General features: G+C 46.6%; 21 protein-coding genes and 1 pseudogene. 13 read left to right on the top strand and 9 right to left on the bottom strand.

What is annotated here, in order from left to right; all coding sequences use genetic code 11:
- Nucleotides 1-156: 156 nt before the first annotated feature.
- Both RS881_RS61105 and RS881_RS50485 read right to left on the bottom strand, forming a co-directional pair.
- On the bottom strand, nucleotides 157-333 hold the full coding sequence (locus tag RS881_RS61105) for a redoxin domain-containing protein (RefSeq protein WP_350340342.1): 177 nt from the start codon (nucleotides 331-333) through the stop codon (nucleotides 157-159).
- Nucleotides 334-335: 2 nt separating this feature from the next.
- Nucleotides 336-503, bottom strand: coding sequence for a hypothetical protein (locus RS881_RS50485; protein ID WP_315817743.1), 168 nt, complete (start codon nucleotides 501-503; stop codon nucleotides 336-338).
- Nucleotides 504-712: 209 nt separating this feature from the next.
- On the opposite strand from RS881_RS50485, the gene RS881_RS50480 reads away from it, so the two are divergent.
- The 8 genes from RS881_RS50480 (at nucleotide 713) to RS881_RS50445 (ending at nucleotide 6,146) form a co-directional block, all read left to right on the top strand.
- Nucleotides 713-994: a zinc ribbon domain-containing protein gene (locus tag RS881_RS50480; RefSeq protein ID WP_315817742.1), complete on the top strand. Its 282-nt coding sequence runs from the start codon at nucleotides 713-715 to the stop codon at nucleotides 992-994.
- 280 nt (nucleotides 995-1,274) lie between these two features.
- Nucleotides 1,275-1,877 carry a chloride channel protein gene (locus tag RS881_RS50475; RefSeq protein WP_315817741.1) on the top strand — a complete coding sequence of 201 codons (603 nt, stop codon included), beginning with the start codon at nucleotides 1,275-1,277 and terminating at the stop codon, nucleotides 1,875-1,877.
- Nucleotides 1,865-2,023 carry a hypothetical protein gene (locus tag RS881_RS50470; protein ID WP_315817740.1) on the top strand — a complete coding sequence of 53 codons (159 nt, stop codon included), beginning with the start codon at nucleotides 1,865-1,867 and terminating at the stop codon, nucleotides 2,021-2,023. Before RS881_RS50475 ends, RS881_RS50470 begins: the two co-directional genes overlap by 13 nt.
- Nucleotides 2,017-2,661: a chloride channel protein gene (locus RS881_RS50465; protein WP_315817739.1), complete on the top strand. Its 645-nt coding sequence runs from the start codon at nucleotides 2,017-2,019 to the stop codon at nucleotides 2,659-2,661. The genes RS881_RS50470 and RS881_RS50465 overlap by 7 nt, the downstream gene beginning before the upstream one ends.
- A 63-nt stretch (nucleotides 2,662-2,724) precedes the next feature.
- Nucleotides 2,725-2,895 carry a DUF6728 family protein gene (locus tag RS881_RS50460; RefSeq protein ID WP_315817738.1) on the top strand — a complete coding sequence of 57 codons (171 nt, stop codon included), beginning with the start codon at nucleotides 2,725-2,727 and terminating at the stop codon, nucleotides 2,893-2,895.
- A 268-nt stretch (nucleotides 2,896-3,163) separates the two neighbouring features.
- Nucleotides 3,164-3,568, top strand: a complete 405-nt coding sequence (locus tag RS881_RS50455) for a PQQ-dependent sugar dehydrogenase (protein WP_315817737.1) — start codon at nucleotides 3,164-3,166, stop codon at nucleotides 3,566-3,568.
- A gap of 8 nt (nucleotides 3,569-3,576) precedes the next feature.
- Nucleotides 3,577-5,220, top strand: coding sequence for a PQQ-dependent sugar dehydrogenase (locus RS881_RS50450; protein ID WP_315817736.1), 1,644 nt, complete (start codon nucleotides 3,577-3,579; stop codon nucleotides 5,218-5,220).
- A complete protein-coding gene (locus tag RS881_RS50445; protein WP_315824878.1) occupies nucleotides 5,154-6,146 on the top strand; it encodes a PA14 domain-containing protein in 993 nt (330 codons plus the stop codon). The genes RS881_RS50450 and RS881_RS50445 overlap by 67 nt, the downstream gene beginning before the upstream one ends.
- A 120-nt stretch (nucleotides 6,147-6,266) precedes the next feature.
- On the opposite strand, the gene lpxB is transcribed toward RS881_RS50445, so the two are convergent.
- The 5 genes from lpxB to RS881_RS61100 form a co-directional block, all read right to left on the bottom strand.
- Nucleotides 6,267-7,304: a lipid-A-disaccharide synthase gene (gene lpxB, locus RS881_RS50440; RefSeq protein WP_315817735.1), complete on the bottom strand. Its 1,038-nt coding sequence runs from the start codon at nucleotides 7,302-7,304 to the stop codon at nucleotides 6,267-6,269.
- 151 nt (nucleotides 7,305-7,455) lie between these two features.
- On the bottom strand, nucleotides 7,456-7,647 hold the full coding sequence (locus RS881_RS50435; protein WP_315817734.1) for a hypothetical protein: 192 nt from the start codon (nucleotides 7,645-7,647) through the stop codon (nucleotides 7,456-7,458).
- A gap of 103 nt (nucleotides 7,648-7,750) precedes the next feature.
- Entirely contained in the window at nucleotides 7,751-8,500 is a 750-nt protein-coding gene (gene surE / locus RS881_RS50430) for a 5'/3'-nucleotidase SurE (RefSeq protein WP_315824877.1), read from the bottom strand.
- Between the two features lie 168 nt (nucleotides 8,501-8,668).
- Nucleotides 8,669-9,016, bottom strand: coding sequence for a hypothetical protein (locus RS881_RS50425; RefSeq protein ID WP_315817733.1), 348 nt, complete (start codon nucleotides 9,014-9,016; stop codon nucleotides 8,669-8,671).
- Between the two features lie 151 nt (nucleotides 9,017-9,167).
- Nucleotides 9,168-9,344, bottom strand: a complete 177-nt coding sequence (locus RS881_RS61100) for an NAD-dependent epimerase/dehydratase family protein (RefSeq protein ID WP_350340040.1) — start codon at nucleotides 9,342-9,344, stop codon at nucleotides 9,168-9,170.
- 239 nt (nucleotides 9,345-9,583) lie between these two features.
- On the opposite strand from RS881_RS61100, the pseudogene atpG reads away from it, so the two are divergent.
- The 4 genes and pseudogenes from atpG (at nucleotide 9,584) to RS881_RS50400 (ending at nucleotide 12,981) form a co-directional block, all read left to right on the top strand.
- A pseudogene (gene atpG, locus RS881_RS61095) lies at nucleotides 9,584-10,464 on the top strand (ATP synthase F1 subunit gamma).
- Nucleotides 10,465-10,550: 86 nt separating this feature from the next.
- Nucleotides 10,551-11,672 carry an SMC-Scp complex subunit ScpB gene (gene scpB / locus RS881_RS50410; protein ID WP_315817731.1) on the top strand — a complete coding sequence of 374 codons (1,122 nt, stop codon included), beginning with the start codon at nucleotides 10,551-10,553 and terminating at the stop codon, nucleotides 11,670-11,672.
- Nucleotides 11,673-11,851: 179 nt separating this feature from the next.
- Nucleotides 11,852-12,496 carry a diaminopimelate decarboxylase family protein gene (locus RS881_RS50405; protein ID WP_315824875.1) on the top strand — a complete coding sequence of 215 codons (645 nt, stop codon included), beginning with the start codon at nucleotides 11,852-11,854 and terminating at the stop codon, nucleotides 12,494-12,496.
- Nucleotides 12,460-12,981, top strand: coding sequence for a diaminopimelate decarboxylase family protein (locus tag RS881_RS50400; protein ID WP_315817730.1), 522 nt, complete (start codon nucleotides 12,460-12,462; stop codon nucleotides 12,979-12,981). The genes RS881_RS50405 and RS881_RS50400 overlap by 37 nt, the downstream gene beginning before the upstream one ends.
- Nucleotides 12,982-13,202: 221 nt before the next feature.
- On the opposite strand, the gene RS881_RS50395 is transcribed toward RS881_RS50400, so the two are convergent.
- Together RS881_RS50395 and RS881_RS50390 are read right to left on the bottom strand one after the other, a co-directional pair.
- Nucleotides 13,203-13,778 carry a hypothetical protein gene (locus tag RS881_RS50395; protein WP_315817729.1) on the bottom strand — a complete coding sequence of 192 codons (576 nt, stop codon included), beginning with the start codon at nucleotides 13,776-13,778 and terminating at the stop codon, nucleotides 13,203-13,205.
- 153 nt (nucleotides 13,779-13,931) lie between these two features.
- Nucleotides 13,932-14,123, bottom strand: coding sequence for a hypothetical protein (locus RS881_RS50390; protein WP_315817728.1), 192 nt, complete (start codon nucleotides 14,121-14,123; stop codon nucleotides 13,932-13,934).
- Nucleotides 14,124-14,385: 262 nt separating this feature from the next.
- Between RS881_RS50390 and RS881_RS50385 the strand changes: the two genes are divergently transcribed.
- Nucleotides 14,386-15,831 carry a C1 family peptidase gene (locus RS881_RS50385; protein ID WP_315817727.1) on the top strand — a complete coding sequence of 482 codons (1,446 nt, stop codon included), beginning with the start codon at nucleotides 14,386-14,388 and terminating at the stop codon, nucleotides 15,829-15,831.
- Nucleotides 15,832-15,909: the final 78 nt, after the last annotated feature.

Below are 15,909 nucleotides of genomic sequence, written 5' to 3'. Positions count from 1 at the left end.
CATCCTGGCCAATCACGTATACAGCTGGTACAGGCAGGTTGGCCCCATTGCTGCCATTCGTTTCCGTAAAATCTATTTTGTATTTTTGTATTGATCGATTGTTTGCTGATCCACTGCATAACTCACGGCATATTTTTCATGATCTGCAAACCTTCATCATGCACTACCGAATAAGTGGCTTTGGTTTTCAATCGTTTTGCCAATGTTCTCAGGTTTCTCGGGGGTGATGGTAACCAGGCTGGCTCCTTTGCCGGTGATCAGCGACAGCGAGTCTTCCAGTTTCTTCAGATAGCGGTTGCAGTAGGGGCACCAGTAGCCGCGATAGAATACCAGTACTACAGGGCCTTTTTCAGCTGTTCCTGTAGGGAAACGGTTTTGCCGTGCTGGTCCTTGCCGGTAAAGAGGGGAGCCTGATCGCCGGTGGCCAATCCGGCAGGCTTGTCCTGGCCAACAGATAATTGGGTAATAAGGAGGGCAAACAGAAAGGTTAACATTGTACGCATGGTATGTTTTTTACAAAGATATAGCGCCTTTTGCCGGTGAATGTCAGCTACCTGACAATAAAAAGAATCCTTAGGTAATGGGTTTCAATAGGATAAGGTTTTGTAGGTTGACAAGTGACAAAAAAATACTTGTGTATAAAAACAAAACCCGCGCCTGGAGCGATTTTGGGAGGAATTTGTTATCTTGTAAATAGTCAAATTCAACTGCTATGGAACGAGTGTACAAAAACTGTCAGTCCTGCGGAATGCCGATGAAGCGGGACGATCACGGTGGAGGTACCAATGCCGATGGCAGCAGGAATGCAATGTACTGTAGCCATTGTTACCAGCTAGGTCGCTTCACCACCCGCAACATTACAGTTGAGGATATGAAAGTGCAGGTTAAGGGTAAATTAAAAGCCGATGGCTTCCCCGGCTTTGTAGCCAGCTTCTTCACCCGCAACCTGCATAAGCTGGAGCGCTGGAAGATCCACATCATGGCTGTGGAATAATGTATGGAACTATCCTCTACTATCTGTAATTCCCATTTTTACTGTCCCGCCAGGGCAACCAGTTCCTTATTGGCCCATGGCGGAGAACAACTATCACCTTGCCGCCATTTCCTGGCCGGTAGAGGAGCCATTTGCGCATATTAAAGCAGGATTTAATCTCCTGCCAAGCCCTGTTTGTTGTCTGTGGCCTATTTTTGCCCCTCTTTTTATTTATTGCGTAATTAATAACTGGTACAGTGATTCATACCAGTATGTCCTTTATCACCATTAATATGGACCTATGATAAAATTGGTTGTGGGGATACGTGCTTTGCTTAAACGCTTATTTGACAGGATCAATAATGAAAGCATTAAACGGAATCTTCTTCAGGCCATTCCTTTCTGGATTGCTTCTCTGATCACCGGTTTGGTGGCTGTATTGTATGCAAACTTATTTGCCTGGGCCGAGCAGGCATCCACCTGGATCGCCCATCACCATGGCTGGTGGTTGTTGCTGCTGACCCCTGTTTGCTTTATAGTAGCCTGGTGGATGGTGGTGCGTTTTGCCCCCTATGCCCGTGGAAGTGGCATTCCCCAGGTAATTGCAGCGATCGAGCTGGCTACACCCAAAACCATTGAAAAGGTCGATAAGCTCCTTAGTCTGCGTATTATCCTCATAAAGATCGGATCGAGCCTGGTGATGGTACTCGGTGGCGGCGTCATCGGCAGGGAAGGCCCTACCATACAAATTGCGGGTTCTGTTTTCCGTACCGTCAATCAATGGCTTCCTGCCTGGTGGCCCAAAATATCCAAGCGCAATATGATCATGACCGGGGCTGCTGCCGGCCTGGCTGCCGCATTCAACACCCCCTGGGTGGAGTTGTATTTGCTGTGGAAGAATTGACGAAAACCCATATCAATTATTTTAAAACAGCGCTCTTTACAGCAGTCATTATTGCCGGCCTTACAGCACAGGCCTTGCTGGGCCCTTACCTCTACCTGGGGTATCCGGATGTGAGTGGCCTGTCGTCCTGGATTTTTTCGTGGTGATATTGGTGGCTATTATAGCCGGCCTTTGTGGTAGTGGCATGGCTAAACTGATCTTGTGGGTACTGGCCTGGGTGCGAGGGTTCAAAAGCCATCGCAAACATATTGCCTACATTACCCTTTGTGCCCTGATCATTGCAGTCGTGGGTGTTTTCTTTGATCCAAGGATGTTTGGTTCGGGTAAGGAAATTATGACCCATGCCTTGTTTACGCCCGATAAAACCCTGCCCTGGTATGTACCCCTGTTTCGCATGGCAGGCTCCGTCCTATCCTTTACTACCGGTGGCGCTGGTGGTGTATTTGCCCCTGCCCTGGGTGCAGGTGCTGGCGTGGGATCTGTAGTGGGCAGTTGGTTCCACCTGTCGCCTGCCAATATGAATATCGTTGTACTCGCCGGTATGGTGGCTTTCCTCACCGGTGTTACCCGTACCCCCTTTACCTCCTTTATATTGGTGCTGGAAATGACCGATCGCCACAATGTGATCTTTCACCTGATGCTGGCGGGGATGGTTGCCAGCCTCGTTTCTTTCCTCATCGACAGGCATTCCTTTTACGATCACCTCAAAACAATGTATAAGAAGGAGTTGGTTCATCAGGAACAACCAACGGATTCCCCGGGTCTACCCACAACGGCTCCTTAAACAGCAGTCAGGGGAATAGTAACTCACTGGTTTTTGTAGTTTTGTAGTGAATAAATTTCCATTATGGGTGTGCTGCGACAATTAGCTGAATATTTCTACCTAAAGAAAAGAGACCCCCAGGCTCCACATACCAGGTGGATGCAATACATGCATGGCATCAACCGTATTTCCCTCTTCATGTTCCTCGTAGGGCTTATCATAATCATACTTAAGCTGTTTGTTTTCAGAAAATAGTAAACGCCCTTTTAAATATTAATGAGTTTTTAATTTCGACTATTTGTTAGTGGCATTCACTTTGTAACCTAACAATTTTATGTAAGCGAAGCGCCATTTTCCAATTTATTCATTTATTTTTGGCCCACTCTTAATACCCCCACCTCCATCCTGATATCCCTTGTATTAAACAGCGTACTTCCAATCTAAGTCCAACTGAAATCCTCGGACAACAATCACTTACCGCTATTGGCCTTAGGCCAATCAGGCACCATTAAATGTATTTTACATGAAGACTTTGTACAAATTGCTATTTGTCTTATTTGCATCGCTATGTTCTTTCAGCCAGGTATCTGCTCAGGTTTTTCCTGCCGGCTTCCAGGCCACCAGGATAACGGGTGGTTTGAATCCCACAGACCTGAAATTCTCACCCGACGGGCAATACTTGTTTATTGCAGATAAAACAGGAAAGATCTTCCTGGTCGAGAATGACCAATTGCGCACTACGCCAGTACTGGATCTGACCTCCGTGATAGATGATGGTGGGGAAAGAGGGCTCACCCACCTCGCTTTTGATCCCGATTTTGCAACCAACGAGTATGTATATATATATTACACACTGGCTATACCCGGCAATACCCACTCACCCAACAGGGTCAGTCGTTTTTCATTCATTCCTCTACCAAAGTGTTGAGTGGAGAAATGGTTCTGCTGACATTGGATGGAATGACGGGCAATATTCATACCGGTGGTGCAATGAACTTTGGCCAGGACGGAAAATTATATATTGCTACAGGTGAATCCAGTCAACCTGCCCTCGCGCAGAACTTCAGCAGCTTGCTGGGAAAAGTTTTGCGCATCAACAAAGATGGAACCATCCCGGCTGATAATCCTTATTACAACGTATTAACGGGCAATTACAGGGCTATTTATGCGCTTGGGTTACGAAACCCTTTTGCTGCTGATATCCATCCCGTCACCGGTCGCTATTTCATTGGCGATGTAGGACAGGATCTTTGGGAAGAGATCAACGAAATTACGGGCGGCGTCAATTATGGCTGGCCGTTGGTAGAAGGTATGCGGCAGCCGGCAACTATTCCACCTGCCGATTATGTTGATCCAATATTGGTGTACCACCATAATGAGGGCTGCGCCATTGTGGGAGCTGCCTTTTATGCACCGGCACAGCCAGCATTTCCGGCTAAATACTTCAACAAGTTTTTCTATAGCGATTATTGCAATGGTGCTATCCGGATGATTGATCCCGACTCCTTGGGCAATGCACCGGAAATATTTGCTACCAATATTACCGGGCCGGTAGCATTTGCCGTGAAGCCATCTGGCGAGTTTTATTATCTTGATCGGGGAGGCAGCCTGGGTGGAGGAGAAGAAAATGTAAATGGCGTTTTGTGGAAAGTAGAATATACCGGTTCCCTCACGCCTGTAGTGGGAGCCCATCCCCAACCGCAGATCGTAACTGTTGGCGACAGTGCCAACTTCACCATTTTGGGCAACGGCCTGGCCCTAACCTACCAATGGTTAAGTAATGGTAATCCTATTCCAGGCGCCGATCAGGAAACCCTTACCTTAAAAGATTTGCAGTTAGTTGATAACGGAACTTTAATATCCTGCCGGATCACCAATGATTTTGGCACTGTTACCAGCAATACAGCCCTACTGGAAGTGACTTCCAGGCTACCACCCACACCTGTTATTACATTACCTGGAGAAAATGCTACCTATGTTGCCGGCACTTCGATCACTTTCAGTGGGTCGGCTACCGATGAGCAGGAAGGCAATCTGGCCCCCAATCGGCTGACCTGGAAAATAGATTTTTACCATGATGAACATTACCATCCGGGCCTTGATCCCACATCGGGAATAAGCAATGGTACCTTCTTTATTCCGGGTAATATTGAAGTGTCGGATACCGTATGGTACCGCATATACCTTACAGCAAGGAATGATATAGGGCTTAAAAAGACCATTTACCGCGATGTAAAACCTCAAAAAGTGATGCTGCATATCCGGACTGTTACCGCTGGTCGCCCCGTGGCCATTCCTGTTAATATGGATGGCACCATCACCCCACCGCAGGTAGATAAACCAAGTGTGAAAGGAGTGATCAGAAACATCACTGCTCAAACCACCTATGTCCTGGCCGATACCTTGTTTACTTTCATTGGTTGGGGCAATGGCAATACCCATCCCCAGCTTACTATTGAAACACCTAATGCCGATACGACTATTACTGCGTTGTATGAAAAACAACCACTTATATTGGTACCGGACTTACTGCCGAGTACCGTAATAACGACGATAACTTTACCAAACCGGTTTCGCTGACCAGGATTGATCCGGTTATTAATATGCAGTTCAATGACGCTCCGGCGCCCCGCCCGGGGCCAGGGGTAAGCAATGCGGCCTTCAGTGTACGGTGGACCGGCTATGTACAACCCCGGACCTCTGGCCTGTATACTTTTTATCTACAAAACATAGGAAGTACAAGCCGTCTTTACATCAATACAAACGACTCCATAAATAATTGGAGATCTTCGGTCAATGACGAACTGACCATGACCAAGGTTCTTACAGCGGGCGTTAAGTATCATATCCTCCTGGAATATTGGGATAATTATGGTCCCTCTTCGCTTACATTAAAATGGAGTGGCCCCAGTGTGCTTAAGCAATTGATACCAACATCTTCTATGTTTTCAATGGAATCCGCATTACCGGTATTGTTTAAAGAGTTTACTGTAAGACCGCGTAATGAGCAATTGCAGCTTAGCTGGAAAGTAGAAGATCTGGGCAATGTAAAAGGTTATGCTGTGGAGAGACGCAGATCAGGCGCCGCCAATTTTGAAACCATAGCCTTTATTAATGCCACTGCCGGCAATAATTATGTGTTTACCGATGCCGCAGCACAAACGAATACTTTGTATGAATACCGCATCAGGCAGGTTGACCTGGATGGAAGAGCAACCTATTCGGTCATCCGGATGGGCAGGTTAAGCGGTGCGGTTGATTTTGATTATGTGATTGTGCCCAACCCGGCTGAAGTAAACCGCCAGGTACAACTGCTATTTACCCAGGCCATAGGCCAGGCCGAGATATTATTGATCTCGCCCGAAGGCAAAACCTTGCAGCAGCGTCGGGTAACTGCTGCCGGCCAAAATATAGAATTGCCCCTGAAAGGCATTCCGGCAGGAACCTATTACATCAAAGTAATACAGGGCCGCCAGGTAGTAGTGAAAAAGCTGCTGGTGCAATAAACCTTCCAGCTAGCAAAAAATACAAAGAGGGTCATCAGTTTTAAGCTGATGGCCCTCTTTGTATTTGATTGGTAAGGCCAATAATCAGTAATCAAAATTAATAATCAAAGAGTCATCCTTTCAGAAATTGTACAATACTGGCGGCTGCTTTAGCAGATGCATGCCCCCTTCACTCAGTAATTGTTTTAGGGCTGCATAATCCGCTTGCAATTGCTGGCGGCGGGTAGGATTGTGCAATAATTCGTTCAGCTCCTGCTTCAGGTTGGCCGGTGTGAGCTCATCCTGTATCAATTCTATAACCACCAGTTTGTCCATGATCAGGTTAACGAGTGAAATGTATTTGACCTTGATCAGCCTTTTGGCGATCTGGTACGATAAATTACTTCCCTTATAACAAACCACTTCCGGTACCCCAAAGAGCGCAGTTTCCAACGTAGCGGTGCCCGATGTAACCAATGCTGCCTTCGATTGCAGCAACAGCGTATAGGTTTTACCACTTACTGCCGACACATTGGGATAGCCTTGCAACAACCCCTCATAAAAAGCATCCTCCTGTCCCGGGGCTTTGGCGACTACAAATTGTAGCTCGGGAAAATCCTTACTCACTGCCAGCATGATCGGCAGCTTCTTCAGGATCTCCTGTTTCCGGCTGCCCGGCAACAATGCCACAATGGGTTTATTGCCCAAAGTTTGATCTGTATTTGCCTGCGCCTCCAATTGTCGATTGTCAATCCCTGATTGCCGTTCCTCCACCACTTCCACCAGCGGGTGTCCCACATATTCCACCTCCCAGTTCCATTTATTGCGGTAATAGTCTTTTTCAAAAGGCAGGATCACCAGCATTTTGTCGATACACAATTTCATTTTCTTCACCCGGTTCTCCTTCCAGGCCCATACCTGGGGAGAGATATAATAGATCACACGGATACCCTGCTCCTTGGCCCATTCGGCAATACGCAGGTTAAAGCCCGGATAATCGATCAGGATCAGCGTATCTGGTTTAAAGACCAGTATATCTTCTTTGCAGAATTTTAAATTGCGCAGGATGGTGCCCAGGTTTTTCACCACTTCCAGGAAACCCATAAATGCCAGGTCACGGTAATGTTTTACCAGCTCGGCCCCGGCGGCTTGCATCAGGTCGCCACCCCAGCAACGCATGGTAGCCGATTGATCCAGCTTTTTAGCTCCTTGATAAGATTACTTCCGTGCAGATCGCCCGAAGCTTCACCGGCAATGATGTAATAACGCATACAATTCCAGGTATTTCGCCTGCAATGTAACTAAAAAGCTAGAGGCTGTTTTCCGCCTTCTACAGCCAAAGCTTCAGCAGGAAGGCTGCAATGGCATAAATGAGGGTAATGGCAAAAATACCCTTGGCTGTTTTGTCCCGGCGGGTATTGATGTAGAAAGTGAAGAGAGCAATATTGAGTATGAGGCAGGGAACGGAAATAGCAGTGACCTGGTTCTTGTTCTGGGCTACAAAGGTGATGAAATCTCCCACCGAATGAAGCGGGTAAAATTTGACAAAATAATAAATTACGAGGCTAAGCAGGGGGCTAAAAAGCCAAGCAAAAAGCCAAAGCGGAGGGTGTCTTTCTTGAACATCAGAATTTCCACATTTTTTGCAGTTTGTCCTTTAGAACGTAATTCGTGAGATCAAATTGTACGGGCACCACACTCACATAATTATTTTCCAGCGCCCATACATCCGTATCCTTTCCTTTGTCGAAATTCACGAATTCGCCCGTTAACCAGTAGTATTTGCGGCCGTTGGGATCATTGCGCTCAATAAAATCTTCCTCGTATTTGGCATAAGCCTGCCGGCAAATGCGGATGCCTTTAATGAACGATTCCTCTATTGCCGGAATATTCACATTCAATACCGTATGTTTATCCGACTTTCGTTTCAGCATCTGCTGTACAATAATGCGGGCATAAGTGCGGGCTGCATCAAAATTGGCCTCAATACTATGATTCAGCAGCGAGAATCCAATAGAGGGGATACTTTCAATAGCTGCTTCTACTGCGGCCGACATGGTGCCGGAATAAATGACATTGATTGAATGGTTGGCGCCGTGGTTAATGCCACTGATGCACAGGTCGGGCTTGCGGTGCAATACCTTGTCAACTGCCAGCTTTACACAATCCACCGGCGTACCGGTACACTGGTAGGCTTCTATGCCCTCAAAATATTGAACGGGAGAAAGGCGCAACGGCTGGCCGATGGTGATAGCATGTCCCATGCCCGATTGCGGCTTATCAGGTGCTACCACTACAATCTTTCCAAGATCTTTCACTGCTGCTACCAGGTTCAGTATGCCTGGTGCGGTAACGCCATCATCGTTGGTAACCAGGATTACAGGTTCGTCTTTTTCTTCGCTTTGGCCATAATTATCATTGAACAGGTAACAAAAGTGCTAAATATTTCATTCAGCACAAAAGAAAGAAAGCTGCTGCAAAAAGGTTAATGAAATTAGATCGGAATTGTCAAATTACGCACAGGGGTAAAGTTTAGGACATAGCTAGGCAGGCAGTAGCTGTAAAGGTGCGGCCCCAATTTGCCGGATATCGGGTACCGAATAAATGATGGAGGTGGTGGGCGCATTGCGGGTAGCAAAAACCAGCGTGGCGATCATTTGGTGGATGGTTACCAGCCCCTGCTGACGACTTATTTCCCGGCCGGCTGGAAAAAGCGAGGCCAGCCAATAGAGGGGTTGCAACGCCAGTGGCCACCAATGCCCCGGCCCCAATACATACCAGGGGCGAATAAAGGAGCAGGGAATGCCTGTACCTTTTACCAGCTTTTCGCCCATAAAACGAACCATTTGATAGTCTTTCATGATCGAGCTGGGATACTGGCATACACTCATATATATAAAATGCTGTACGTGAGCCTGTACCGCAGCAATGGCCGCTTCCCGTACTGATACCCCATCGATTTCCCGGAATTCCTGCTTTTTGCGGGGCGATGGATGTGGTACCCTACCAGGTGAATAAAGATAGCCCTTGGGGGAATTTGGTTCAGGTAGCTGGTGGCATCCAATGCATTGCCGGTGATAACCTCGCAGCCAGGAGGGAGTTTGGGGGCTGACTGCTTACGAACCAATGCTTTAATCTTATAATCCCCTCTTTTAATAGGGCTTTTATAAGCCGTTTTCCAATATAGCCGGTGCCCCCGGTGATGAAGATCGTCGTCACAGCAGTACGTTTATTAAGTATACGAAATGTAGTAGGGCCATGGTTTTACAGCAGGCGCCTATTTTTATGGCCACCCGGGCCGGATTTTTCCACAGCGGGATGGAAATCCGGCCGCTATGCGCTACCTTTGCCGCCGATTTTAAAAGCTGATTGATGCGACTTAATATGGTCACGACAGTCACTTTTCGGGGAGCTGATCCCTGTCAACTTATCAACTTTCAACTTATTAACTTTCTGCCATGGCGGGCCAATTAAAAGAAGTACGTAATAGGATCAAATCGGTACAGAATACGCAACAGATCACCAAAGCCATGAAAATGGTAAGTGCTGCCAAATTGCGTAAAGCGCAGGATGCCATCATCCAAATGCGTCCTTATGCCCGCAAATTGCAGGAAGTGCTGAGCAATATTGTAAGCAGTGCCGATGGTGAGGTTGGTATCAACCTGGCTGTAGAAAGACCCGTTGAAAAAGTATTGTTGATCGTTATTACCAGCGACCGTGGTTTGAGTGGCGCCTATAATGCCAATATTATTAAGTTGGCTAAAAGTACCATTGCCGAAAAGTATGCTGCACAGGCTGCTAAAGGCAATGTACAGATCTGGAACATTGGAAAAAAGGCTATGAGCATTTCTCCAAGAACAAGTACAATGCTGATCAGACGTATAAAGATATCTTCCTCCACCTCACTTTTGAAAATGTACAGGCCTGTGCCCAGGCTGCTGTAAAAGCATTTGAAGCCGGTCAGTTTGATGTGGTGGAACTGGTATACAGCGAATTTAAAAATGCCGCTACCCAGCAATTTACGTTGGAGCGTTTCCTGCCTATCCCCAAAGTAGAACAGAAACAAGGCGCTAAGAAGAGCGACTTTATATTTGAACCTTCCCAACAGGAACTCATTGCCGAGCTGATGCCCAAGATTTTGAACACCCAATTGTTCAAAGCCGTATTGGATGCACATGCTTCTGAACATGGTGCCCGGATGACAGCCATGGATAAGGCCACTGAAAATGCCAATGAGATACTAAAGAACCTCAAGATCTCCTATAACCGTGCCCGCCAGGCTGCGATCACTACCGAGCTCACTGAAATTGTGAGTGGCGCCGCCGCCTTGCAGGGATAATAGTTTATTGTTTATTCTGTGTAGTGGGTGGTTTTACCCAATTACAATAGACAAAAACCGTAAACCTAAAACCATCAACTGCCAGTATGGAAATCGGACATCTTATACCACATATTGAGGCCCTCATTTTTGCCAGTGATAAACCATTGACAGGGTTGGAGCTTACCGAGCTGATCAACAATGCCTTTGGTTTTATGGAAGATAAGATCGTATTGGACCAGGTAGAATCGGCATTGGAAGGTATTGTAGAAAAGTATAGGTCCGAATTCTACCCCTTTGAAGTAAGAGAAAGCGGCGGAGGCTGGCAATTCCTTACCAAACGCGATTACCATAAAACAGTAGCACAGCTCAACGGTGATAAGTTTCTTAAACGCTTGTCTACCGCTGCACTGGAAGCCCTTTCCATCGTTGCTTACAAGCAACCCGTTACAAAAGCCGAAATTGAAGCCATCCGCGGAGTAAGCAGTGATTACGCGATCCAGAAACTGCTGGAAAAAGAACTTATTGTAATTACCGGACGGAATGAGAAAATGCCCGGCCACCCACTCGTATACGGTACTTCCAAAAACTTTATGGATTACTTTGGTATCAATACGGCCGATGACCTCCCCAAGCTCAAAGAAGTATTTGATGAGGCCATGGTCAATGCTACCAATGTAAACGATGCCATTGCCGGTCAGGCAGCCCATGAGGTCGCCGGCGGTGAAGCTAGTATCGAAGAGGCCAGTGATGCTGTTTTGGTGGTGGGAGAAAATGGCGAACTTATAGAAGGTGCGACCAGTGCCCACCTCAATGGTCAGGCCATTGACTTTGTAGCTACTGAGGAAACCAGCGAAGAAGCAATAACGGATACAACTGAAGAAGAATTGACCGGCGAAGAAGCGCCAGCCGTTGATAGCCTGCAAGAAACAGCATCGGAAGAGGAATCAAGTGAAGAAACCGAAGAAGAAATAGAAACCGAAGAAGAAATGTTGGAAGCGGCTCGTGAGGAGGAAGAAGAGCAAGAGCCTGATGAAGATGGAGAGGAGGAAGATGATGATAGTGATGACGAGGAAGGAGAGGACGAAGACGAGGAGGAGGACGAAGAAGATAGTGAGAATGAAGAAGATGACGAGGAGTTGGATAACGATGATGATCAAGATGAAGATGAGGAGGGAGAAAACGGAGATGATGAGGATGAAGACGACAAAGACGGAAAGCCTAAATAAGCACGCAATTTCCGGCATCTTTTGAGAAATAGTTTTTTGAGATACAAATGTCATAGCCCATGCTGTGACATTTTTTTACCAGTATATTCGCAAACTATGCCACAGCAACTTTCAAAAGAATACTTAGCCCAACTAGCCCAGGAATTCGGCACACCCCTGTACGTTTACCACGCTGAAAAATAAAAGAGCAATACGAAAAGCTCACCACCGCATTCCGGGAAAGCAATACCGTATTCTTTTATGCCTGTAAGGCATTAACCAATATTAATATTCTTAAATATATATGCTCCCTCGGGGCCAATGTTGATTGCAGTTCCATCAACGAAGCTAAGCTGGCACTCCATGCTGGCTTCCCTCCTGAACGTATTCTCTACACTTCCAATGGCATTGCCTTCAGTGAAATAGCAGAAGCTAAAGAACTGGGCATTATTATTAATATCGACAGTTTATCCAATCTCGACAAATTTGGTGCACAATACGGTCATTCTTATCCTGTGGGCCTTCGCCTACGTCCCAATATCATGGCAGGGGGCAACCTCAAAATTTCCACGGGTCATGATAAAAGTAAGTTTGGTATTCCGGTCGACCAGATCGATCAGATATTGGCAGTAGTGAAAAAGCATAACCTGCGCATCAGCGACCTGCACATTCATACCGGTAGCGAGATCAAGGATGTAGCTATTTTTGTAAAAGGCATCGAGGTATTATTTGATATCGTTCCCCAATTTAAAGAACTGGAGTTTATTGACCTGGGTGGTGGTTTCAAAGTACCCTACCAGGAGGGGATGTGGAAACCGATATCAACCTGCTGGCGCAAAAAGTAAGCGAGGCATTTGCTGCACATCCCAATCCCGGCGGCCGTCCCCTGCAAGTATGGTTTGAACCCGGCAAGTTCCTGGTAAGCGAATGTGGTTATTTCATTACCCAGGTCAATGTAATGAAACAAACTTCTGCCGCTACTTTCGTAAGTGTCGACAGTGGTTTCAATCACCTCATTCGCCCTATGTTCTACGATGCTTACCACCATATTGAGAATATCAGCAATCCAGCCGGCGAGCCAAAGCAATATTCTGTAGTAGGCAATATTTGTGAAACCGACACCTTTGCCTGGGATCGTACTTTGCAGGAAGTACGTGAAGGTGATTACCTGGTTTTCCGCAATGCCGGTGCCTACGGTTTTGAAATGTCGTCCAACTTCAATTCCCGTTATAAACCAGCCGAAGTAATGGTCATCGATGGTAAGGCACACCTTATTCGCAAACGTGATGAGTTTAAAGACCTCCTGCGTAACCAGATCGAGGTCTTGTAAGAGATAACCTCGTACATTCCGGCAACTTTAAACACCGAATTCATAGCTTTCGGTCTTCCGGACTTCCGGTCTTTCCGACTGACAAATAAAAACGGGTCTTTTCCCCCACAGGAAAGACCCGTTGTTGTTTTCATGCTATATACTTTCCCTTGAAATTTGCTGATGGTAAGACTTGTCTTTTTCTGGCTTTCGGTCTTCCAGACTTTCGGTCTTCCGGACTTTTATCCTAAATACGTATAGTCAATACTGATACCCCTTAACAGGCGCACATCTTTTTCGCTGGGTTTACCGGTTCCATACACTTCTATGAAGTATAAATATTTGTCTTTGATAAGCCCGCCTGCATCGAAATGATCAATGTATTTGGCTACAAAATCATCGGGAGGCAAACTGGCAGGAGGTAAAAAATCAATAGTTACTTCCACTTCTCCACTGGGGCAATGGTGATCAATACTTTTCTTCAGGATAATGAACTGCATATCTTCTCTGCTCGTATTCTTATAATATACAGTTATTGATCTGATTACTGCATTTACTGGTAAAGGAAGCGCTGCAACCAGTCCGGTACCCGGTGTTACCGTTTGGCGTCCTTCCTGGAAGTGATCAATATATCCCAGGCTGCTATCGGCAGGAAAGAAGAAACGCGAATCTACATACACTGTATGTGCTCCTTTACTTCTTAATACAGGTGATATCTTAGTTGATTTGGTAGCGGCATTGGCTGTTTTTTTAGGTGCTGTGGCTTTAGACGGAGGGGCTTTTTTACGGCCTTTTGGAGGTTTTCTTTTTAGAGCCATGGTACAATTTTTAGGTTATATGGTGACGATGAAGCGGCAAGTTACCGCCTTTGCAGAAGGCATAAAATACCACGATGTGGTAAAAATGAAGACTCCTTTCAAAAAACTTATAACAAAAAGAAATCTGTCCTACCCAATGATTCGTACATATTCTTAGAACTTCACTGAACGAATGATCTTTACTGCTGGGTTTTCAAAAGAGCTGCGCTTATTAAGTGTAGCTCTTTGTTTGTCATCTATACGCACAATTCGCTTTCCCTCAATCTGTACAATCGTCAATTCCACATCCGCGTATCTGTACTCCCATCTGCGTAAGCTGTGTTTTCGATCTTCACCGATCTGCATAATCTGCCCTTCATCCGTGCAATCTGCGTTTCTCTGCGAATTCTGCACTTCAATTTGCGTTTCATGAATTCTTGGTACATTTAATATAGAACCAAAACTTTTTCCATATGCCTATTCGTATGGTAGATGATCCGCAGGATCAACAAGATAACGGTAATGACAGTGGTGGTGGCCAGTCCAATTTCCCCGGTGGGGAGGCGGAGGTGGTGGTTTATTTGCCCTATTGCCTTTACTGTTGGGGCTTTTCCGGGGTAAGGGTATTTTGTTTCTGCTAGTAATTGGTGTGGGCGCTTATTTCCTCCTGGGTCGTGGCGGGGGCGGCTGTAACTTAAGCCAGGTAGCACAGTTGGCTACCGGTGGCTTTTTGGATCCCCGCCAGTTTGAAAAAGCCAGCATCTATGAGCCACTGGCTGAAGATGAGAATAAGAACCCCCTTCCCGAAAGCGCCAATCTCCAAAGGTTTGCACCTCCCGTAGGAAACCAGGGCCAGCAAGGCAGCTGTGTAGCCTGGAGCAGTGCTTATGGCGCCCGTACCGTACTGGAAGCAGCCCGTACCAACGAACCTGCCAATAACCTGCGCTTTAGCCCTTCTTTCCTGTATAACCAAATAGGCTTGCAGGGCTGCCAGGGCTCCTATATCATCCGGGCAATGGAGTACATGACCAAACAGGGATCTGTTGCTTACGATAGGTTTCCCTATAGCGACCAGGATTGTACCCGCCCGCCGGGACAAGACCTTATACAGGAAGCTGCACAATACAAAATGCGCGGGTTTAACCGCCTTTCCCGGGGTGATCGTACCGATGTGATTGATATCCGTGCTATTCGGGAAAACCTTTCTCAGGGCGCCCCCGTAGTGATTGGTATGATGGTGGGGCCCAGCTTTATGCAGCCCATGCAGGGCCAGGACCTTTGGCAACCCGAGCAGGGCGATCAGCAGCAAATGGGATTTGGCGGCCATGCTATGTGTGTAGTAGGTTATGATGACCGTAAATATGGTGGGGCCTTCCTCCTCATGAATAGCTGGGGTCCCGAATGGGGCAACAATGGGTTTGCCTGGGTACGGTATGGCGATTTCAGAACTTTTGTACGCGAAGCGTATGGACTGGAGCCAATGGCCAAAATGGGACAGGCTGCCAACCAGCCTTTTGAATGCGAGATCGGCCTGGTGCCCGTGGCCGAAGAAAATGGTAGAATGGTCCCCAAGGGATATGTATCCCTGCGCCTGGCAGGTAACAACGTTTTTGAAACCACCAGCCCTTTACAGCCAGGCAGCCGGTTCAAGATAGAAGTGAAAAACAGTACTGAATGCTATATCTATGTTTTTGGCAAGGAAACCGATGGTACCAGTTACACCTTATTCCCTTATCCCAGTAAAGACGATCCGAAGAAAACGAAATATGCTCCTTTTTGTGGTATCACCGGCTATAGGCTTTTCCCTAAAGATAAAAGCATGACGCCCGACAGTATCGGTAAGCGCGATGTGATGGCCGTAGTGGTAAGCAAAGAGCCACTTGACTGGTATGCCCTCAATGAGCAGATTAGCCGCAATCCACAATCTGACTATGCAGCTCGGTTGAACTCCGCTTTATCGGGCCGCCTCGTCAGAAATGTTCGTTTTGACAATACAGGAAAAGGAACGATGCACTTCAATGCGGGAGGCGATGAGAACAAAGTAGTCGCTACTATTGTTGAAATTACCAAGTAACCAGGTTTTACCTGTAAGCTGAATCCTTAATACGCTATTCTTATATTTCATTATGAAATACCTATTCCTTTTTCTCTC

Origin of the sequence: Paraflavitalea speifideaquila (genome assembly GCF_032395985.1) — a bacterium.
In the GTDB taxonomy this organism is placed as follows: Bacteria; Bacteroidota; Bacteroidia; order Chitinophagales; family Chitinophagaceae; genus Paraflavitalea; species Paraflavitalea speifideaquila.
This window is presented reverse-complemented; position numbering and strand designations above follow the sequence as displayed.

Coding starts and splice junctions, on each gene's coding strand:
- RS881_RS50460 (WP_315817738.1), top strand. CDS start 2,725: ATGGGTGTGCTGCGACAATTAGCTGAATATTTCTACCTAAAGAAAAGA.
- RS881_RS50485 (WP_315817743.1), bottom strand. CDS start 503: ATGCGTACAATGTTAACCTTTCTGTTTGCCCTCCTTATTACCCAATTA.
- RS881_RS50480 (WP_315817742.1), top strand. CDS start 713: ATGGAACGAGTGTACAAAAACTGTCAGTCCTGCGGAATGCCGATGAAG.
- RS881_RS50450 (WP_315817736.1), top strand. CDS start 3,577: ATGGTTCTGCTGACATTGGATGGAATGACGGGCAATATTCATACCGGT.
- RS881_RS50395 (WP_315817729.1), bottom strand. CDS start 13,778: ATGGCTCTAAAAAGAAAACCTCCAAAAGGCCGTAAAAAAGCCCCTCCG.
- RS881_RS50475 (WP_315817741.1), top strand. CDS start 1,275: ATGATAAAATTGGTTGTGGGGATACGTGCTTTGCTTAAACGCTTATTT.
- RS881_RS50390 (WP_315817728.1), bottom strand. CDS start 14,123: ATGCAGATCGGTGAAGATCGAAAACACAGCTTACGCAGATGGGAGTAC.
- lpxB (WP_315817735.1), bottom strand. CDS start 7,304: ATGCGTTGCTGGGGTGGCGACCTGATGCAAGCCGCCGGGGCCGAGCTG.
- RS881_RS50425 (WP_315817733.1), bottom strand. CDS start 9,016: ATGAGTGTATGCCAGTATCCCAGCTCGATCATGAAAGACTATCAAATG.
- scpB (WP_315817731.1), top strand. CDS start 10,551: ATGGAAATCGGACATCTTATACCACATATTGAGGCCCTCATTTTTGCC.
- RS881_RS50455 (WP_315817737.1), top strand. CDS start 3,164: ATGAAGACTTTGTACAAATTGCTATTTGTCTTATTTGCATCGCTATGT.